Origin of the sequence: Pseudomonas sp. zfem002 (assembly GCF_032621685.1) — a bacterium.
Classification (GTDB): Bacteria; Pseudomonadota; Gammaproteobacteria; order Pseudomonadales; family Pseudomonadaceae; genus Aquipseudomonas; species Aquipseudomonas japonica.
In genome coordinates this window covers 1-5,869 of the sequence record NZ_JAVYJH010000056.1, presented here as the reverse complement: position 1 = coordinate 5,869, position 5,869 = coordinate 1, and the positions used below count along the sequence as shown (strand labels likewise).

At 68.2% G+C, this 5,869-nt stretch carries 5 protein-coding genes; all 5 read right to left on the bottom strand.

Annotated features, from left to right (window positions below; translation table 11 throughout):
• Positions 1-57 precede the first annotated feature (57 nt).
• Complete coding sequence (locus RTI28_RS30180) at positions 58-1,002, bottom strand: acetaldehyde dehydrogenase (acetylating) (protein WP_316923892.1); 945 nt, start codon at positions 1,000-1,002, stop codon at positions 58-60.
• The gene (locus RTI28_RS30175; RefSeq protein ID WP_316923891.1) at positions 999-2,858 is read right to left on the bottom strand and encodes a feruloyl-CoA synthase; all 1,860 of its coding nucleotides are present in this window, start codon (positions 2,856-2,858) and stop codon (positions 999-1,001) included. Before RTI28_RS30175 ends, RTI28_RS30180 begins: the two co-directional genes overlap by 4 nt.
• 102 nt (positions 2,859-2,960) lie before the next feature.
• The gene (locus tag RTI28_RS30170) at positions 2,961-3,749 is read right to left on the bottom strand and encodes a 2-keto-4-pentenoate hydratase (RefSeq protein ID WP_410479055.1); all 789 of its coding nucleotides are present in this window, start codon (positions 3,747-3,749) and stop codon (positions 2,961-2,963) included.
• Between the two features lie 6 nt (positions 3,750-3,755).
• Positions 3,756-4,727, bottom strand: coding sequence for a nitronate monooxygenase (locus RTI28_RS30165; protein WP_316923889.1), 972 nt, complete (start codon positions 4,725-4,727; stop codon positions 3,756-3,758).
• 42 nt (positions 4,728-4,769) lie between these two features.
• A complete protein-coding gene (gene hcaB, locus RTI28_RS30160; RefSeq protein ID WP_316923888.1) occupies positions 4,770-5,582 on the bottom strand; it encodes a 3-(cis-5,6-dihydroxycyclohexa-1,3-dien-1-yl)propanoate dehydrogenase in 813 nt (270 codons plus the stop codon).
• Positions 5,583-5,869: the final 287 nt, after the last annotated feature.

Below are 5,869 nucleotides of genomic sequence, written 5' to 3'. Positions count from 1 at the left end.
CTCAGCCGTCGATCATCGACACGGCCATGCGCTCGGCGGTGGCCATGGCGGCGGACGTCATGATGTCGAGGTTGCCGGCGTAGGCCGGCAGGTAATGGGCGGCGCCTTCGACTTCGAGGAGGACGTCATGATGTCGAGGTTGCCGGCGTAGGCCGGCAGGTAATGGGCGGCGCCTTCGACTTCGAGGAACACCGAGGTCTTCAGGCCGCTGAACAGACCGAGGCCAGGGATCTTCAGCTCGCTGACGGGCTCGAACTGCACCTTCTGCTTCAGGCGATAACCGGGCACGTAGGCCTGGACGGCCTGGGCCATCTCCTCGATGGAGGCCTCGACCCGGGCCTGGTCCGCCGCCTCGGACAGCACGAACACCGTGTCGCGCATGATCAGCGGCGGCTCCGCCGGGTTCATGACGATGATCGCCTTGCCCTTGGCCGCGCCGCCGATCACCTCGATGGCGCGGGAGGTGGTCTCGGTGAACTCGTCGATATTGGCGCGAGTGCCGGGGCCGGCGGACTTGCTGGCGATCGAGGCGACGATCTCGGCGTAATGGACCTTGGCTACCCGCGACACCGCAGCCACCATCGGGATGGTCGCCTGGCCGCCGCAGGTGACCATGTTGACGTTGAGCTGGCCGAGGTTCTGCTCCAGGTTCACCACCGGTACGCAGTACGGACCGATGGCCGCCGGGGTCAGGTCGATCAGGCGGATGCCGGGTTTGATCGAGCGCAGGAAGGCGTCGTTCTTCACGTGGGCGCCGGCGCTGGTGGCATCGAAGACGAAATCGATCTCGGCGAATTCAGCCATGCGGGTCAGCCCCGCGACACCTTCGTGGGTGGTCGCCACGCCCATGCGCGCGGCACGGGCGAGGCCGTCGGAGGCCGGGTCGATGCCGACCATCACGGCCATCTCGAGATGCTGTCCGTGGCGAAGGATCTTGATCATCAGGTCGGTGCCGATATTGCCGGAACCGATGATGGCGACTTTCAGCTTGCGTTGACTCATACCGCTTCTCCGTAGACTTCGGCGAGCAGGATCACGTCCTGGCCGAGGGTGTCGGCGTACAGGCGCTGGACCGCCTCGGCGCGCAGCGTCAGGGCGGCGCGCTGGTTGATGTAGCCCTTGTCGGTGATTTCGCCGTCGTTGAGACTCGCCGGCGTGTCGAGGATCAGCAGCCGCGCGACATGCTGCGAGGAGGCCGGGAAGTCCCGGGCCAGGGCCTGCAGGCCGGCGCACAGGGCCAGGCGCACTTCCGCCTGCAGGGCCAGTTCGGCACCGCTCATGTCCTGCCCGGCCTTGCCCAGCAGTTCGCGCAGCGCCGGGGTCGGATAGACCAGCGCCCCGATCACGTCGCGGTCATGCCCGCAGATCACGCAGTCGCTGGCATAGGGCGCCAGGGCACTGACCAGGCGTGGCCGCAGGGTGCCGACCGAGACCCAGGTGCCGCTGCTCAGCTTGAAGTCCTCGGTAACCCGGCCATCGAAGAGAATGCCCAGCTCCGGCCGCTCGGGATCGACCAGGCGCCCGGCATCGCCGATGCGGTAGAAGCCCAGTTCGTCGAAGGCCGCCGCGCTGCTCTGCGCATCGTTGAGATAGCGCGGGAATACCGACGGACCCTTCACGCGCATTTCCAGCTTGTCGCCGCTGGGCACGAAGCGGATCTGCGTGCCCGGGACCGGCAGGCCGATATTGCCGGCCTTGTCCAGCGGGAAGTGCACGCTGGTGACCACCGGCGAGGTCTCGGTCGAGCCCCACTCGGTGGCGAAGAACAGCGGCGCTTCGCGCACCTCGGCAGCCCGCGCGGACAGGCGCTGCCAGGAACTCTGCGGCAGCGCGGCGGCGGCGTAGAACAGCAGTTCGAGACGGCCGAACAGCGCCCGCGCCAGCGCCTCGTCGCGCTCCAGGTACGGCAGCAGCGCCTCGTAGCCCCGCGGCACGTTGAAGAACAGGGTCGGCCTGACCGACTTGATGTTCTCCACGGTGCGGTCGATCTGCCCCGGCAACGGGCGACCGTCGTCGATATACAGGGTGCCGCCGTTGCGCAGCACCAGGTTGAAGTTGTGGTTGGCGCCGAACACATGGCTCCACGGCAGCCAGTCCAGCACCACCACGTCGATCCGTTCGATGAAGCGCCAGCACTGGGCGATGGCCTGCTGGTTGGCGCAGAGCATGCCGTGGGTGTTGATCACCGCCTTGGGCGAGCCGGTGGAACCGGAAGTCAGCAGGTAGCGCGCCGGGGTGTCGCCGTCGATGCGCGCGAACGCCTGCATCACCGCCGGGCTTTCCGCCTTGTACAACAGCGGCAGGGCCAGGCCGTCGGCAAGCTCCTGGGCGTTGCGCGCCGCCAGCACCGGGCAGCGCGGCGCGACCAGTTCGATGGCGCGGCTGTAGGCATCGCCGTCGTTGACGAAGATCAGCGCCGGGTCGAGCACCTCGACGATGGCCTTGAGCTTGGCGCAGCCGTCTGCGGTATTGCGCGCATAGGCCACCGACACCGTGGACACCGGGATGCCCACGTGCATCGCCGCCAGGGTCAGCAGGGCCTGGTCGATATCGTTTTCCGAGAGCATCAGCAGCGGCCGCCCCGGGGCGATGTCCAGCTCCAGCAGGCCCTGGGCCAGCGCGCCGACGCGCTGGCGCACCTGCTGGTAGGTCAGGGTGAACCAGGCGCCGTTGCGCCGCTCGGCCAGGTAGGGATGGTCCGCCCGCTCCACGGCCCAGCGCTCCAGCCATTCGCCGATGCAGCGCGCATAGGGTTGCAGGGTTTCTGCGTTGCTGAGGATGAAACTGCCGTCCGCGCCGGGCTCGCAGCGCACGTGCGCCGGCGCCAACCGCGTCGGGTCGTTGAAGATGTCGTACATGGCACGCCCTCGTGGGTCCGGCCGGCCAGATGCCCGCCGCCCACTGGTTTTATTGTTGTGACGTACACCGGCACGGGTGGCCGGCGTGGCTCGGGTCAGGCTTCAGACAAAGCGGCAGCTCACTTCGCCCAGACGGGTCAGGCGCAGGCGCAGGCTGTCGCCGGCGCTGACCTGGACCATCGGCCCCAGCGCCCCGGAGAGCAGCACATCGCCGGCCTGCAGCGGACGTCCCGCCGCGGCCATGGTCCGTGCCAGCCACAGGCAGGCATCCAGCGGATTGCCCATGCACGCCGCGCCGAGACCGATGGCGGCCTGGGCCGCGTTCTTCTCCAGGAGCATGCCCTCCAGGGCCAGGTCGAGGCCGGCCAGGCTGACCGGGGTCTTGCCCAGCACATAGAGGCCGGACGAGGCGTTGTCGGCGACGGTGTCGACCAGGGTGATCTTCCAGTCCTCGATCGCCGAGTCGACGATCTCCAGCGCCGGCAGCACATGGTCCACCGCGCGCAGCAGCTCGGCCAGGGTGGTGTCGACCTGGGGCAGGTCGCGGCCGAGGACGAAGGCGATCTCGCCCTCCGCCTTGGGCTGGATCAGGCGGCTGCTGTCGATGGCATCGCCGTCGCGGTATTCCATGTCGGCGAAGAGCATGCCGAAGTCCGGCTGGTCGACGCCCAGTTGCTGCTGCACCGCCAGCGAGGTCAGGCCGATCTTGCGCCCGCTCAGGCGGCGGCCCGCGGCCAGGGCGGCGCGGGTGTTGAGGTCCTGGATGGCGTAGGCGTCGGCCAGGCTGTGGATGTCGAAGCGTTCGGAAACCCGCGGGCACGGGGTGCGGCTGTCGCGCGCGCGGGCCAGGGCCTCGGCGGCGGCATGCAGGGACGGATGAGTCATGGCGATGCTCCTTTACAGCGCGCGGGCGCGGCTTTGTTGGTAACCCCGGTGCAGCTCGTCGACCAGCTCGGCGACGCTGTAGCGCCGGGTGATCTGCCCCACCCCCTGCCCCGCCGACCACACGTGTTTCCAGGCCTTGTTGGCGCTGGCGATATTCCCGGAGAAGTCGATGCTGGCGCGGCTCTCGGCGCTCGGGTCGATCCCGGCCTGTTCCAGCGACGGGCGCATCCAGTTGGCGAGCACGCCGCTGACCGCCCTGGTCGTGACGATGTCGTCGAGCCCGCAGGCCACCAGCATGTCGCGGTAGGCGTCGTCCACCAGGCTTTCGGCGGCGGCGACCAGACGGGTGCCGACCAGCGAGAAGTCGCAGCCAAGGACCTGCGCGGCGTGGATATCGCGACCCGAGGAAATCGCCCCGGCCAGGCCCAGCGGGCCGTCCCAGAACTGCCGCACTTCGCCGATGAAGGCGAACGGGTTGTAGTTGCCGGTATGCCCGCCGGCACCGTTGCACACCAGGACCAGGCCATCGACCCCGGCGTCCGCCGCCTTGCGCGCCAGCGCCGGGCTGATGACATCGGCGATCACCACGCCGCCGTAGGCGTGCACGGCCTCCAGCACGCGCTTGGGGCTGCCCAGGGCGGTGGAAACGATTGGCGGCTGGTAGCGCTTGACCAGTTCCAGCTCGGCGTCGAAGCGGTCGTAGGTGCTGTGCACGATCATGTTCAGCATCCACGGCGCGCGGCTTTCGCCACGCAGGCGGGCGGCCTCGCGCTCGGCGACGATCTCGCCGAGCCAGGCGTCCAGCTGCTCGACGGTACGCGCGTTGGGTGCCGGCAGGCTGCCGACGATGCCGGCCTGGCAGCAGGCCGAGACCAGCTGCGGCCCGGAAACCAGGAACATCGGCGCGGCCAGCACCGGCAGTTCGAGGCCGGCGAACAGCGCCAGCAGGTGTTGTTGCGGTGCACTAAGGCTTCTGTCGCTCATCACGCATCTCTCTTGTTCATTTTGTCGAGCACGCAGGGTCAATCAGGTCTTGCGGTGTTTCGCCGCGCCGCTGCTGCGGATCTCCCAGCCGCCATCGCTGTGGATGATGTTGGCGGTGGTCAGCCCGGCATTCTCCCGCGAGGCCAGCAGCACGTAATGCCCGGTGTGCTCCTCTGGCTCGGCGATGCGCTGCAGCGGGACCGCCTCGGCGGCACCGGTCTCGAAACCGGGAATCTGGTTCAGCGGCACGCTGCGGCTGTTCAGGCCTTCGAGGCTTTTCATCGGCGTGTTGGTGGCACCGGGGGCGACGCCATTGACGCGGATGTCCGGGGCCAGCTCGTAGGCCAGCTGGCGGATCATGCCGACCAGGGCGTGCTTGGCGGTGACATAGAGAATGCCACCACCACCGGCGTAAAAGGCACTGTTGGACAGGGTGAAGATCATGCTGCCGCGGCTTTCGCGCAAGGCCGCGGTCGCCGCCTGGGCGCCGAGCAGATAGCCCTGGACGTTGATCGAGAACAGCTGGTTGAAGGCTTTCTCGAAGTCTTCCGGGGCGATGCGGTCGAGCCGGGTGAAATAGTCGAACACCGCGGCATTGCCGACGAAGGTGTCGAGCCTGCCGAAGGCCTCCAGGGTCGCCGCCACGGCGCGCTGGTTGTCCTGCCAGCGCGCGACGTCGCCCTGCACGGTGATGATGGAATCGCCCAGCTCGGCGGACAGCGCCGCCAGTTGCGCGGCGTCGCGGCCCATGACGGCGACTCGGGCGCCTTCGGCGACATAGCGCCGCACGATGGCGCTGCCGATGCCGCCGGTGCCGCCGGTGACCAGGGCGATCTGGTTGTTCAGCCAACCCATGTTTCAGTCCTCGATGAAAATGAACTTCTTGCCTCCGCTCCCCCGTAGGAGCGTGGCTCGTCGTGTGACGAACCACCGCGAAGGACCGCAAAGCGGTCCCCGCGCTGCCGATGCCGCCGGTGCCGCCGGTGACCAGGGCGATCTGGTTGTTCAGCCAACCCATGTTTCAGTCCTCGATGAAAATGAACTTCTTGCCTCCGCTCCCCCGTAGGAGCGTGGTTCGTCACACGACGAGCCACGCTCCTACGGGAAGTGAGCAACCTTCACGTCACAGGAAGGTATTGATG

Bases quoted from the DNA above. Each gene is read 5' to 3' on its own strand.
- RTI28_RS30180 (WP_316923892.1), bottom strand. From the start codon at position 1,002: ATGAGTCAACGCAAGCTGAAAGTCGCCATCATCGGTTCCGGCAATATC.
- RTI28_RS30175 (WP_316923891.1), bottom strand. From the start codon at position 2,858: ATGTACGACATCTTCAACGACCCGACGCGGTTGGCGCCGGCGCACGTG.
- RTI28_RS30165 (WP_316923889.1), bottom strand. From the start codon at position 4,727: ATGAGCGACAGAAGCCTTAGTGCACCGCAACAACACCTGCTGGCGCTG.
- hcaB (WP_316923888.1), bottom strand. From the start codon at position 5,582: ATGGGTTGGCTGAACAACCAGATCGCCCTGGTCACCGGCGGCACCGGC.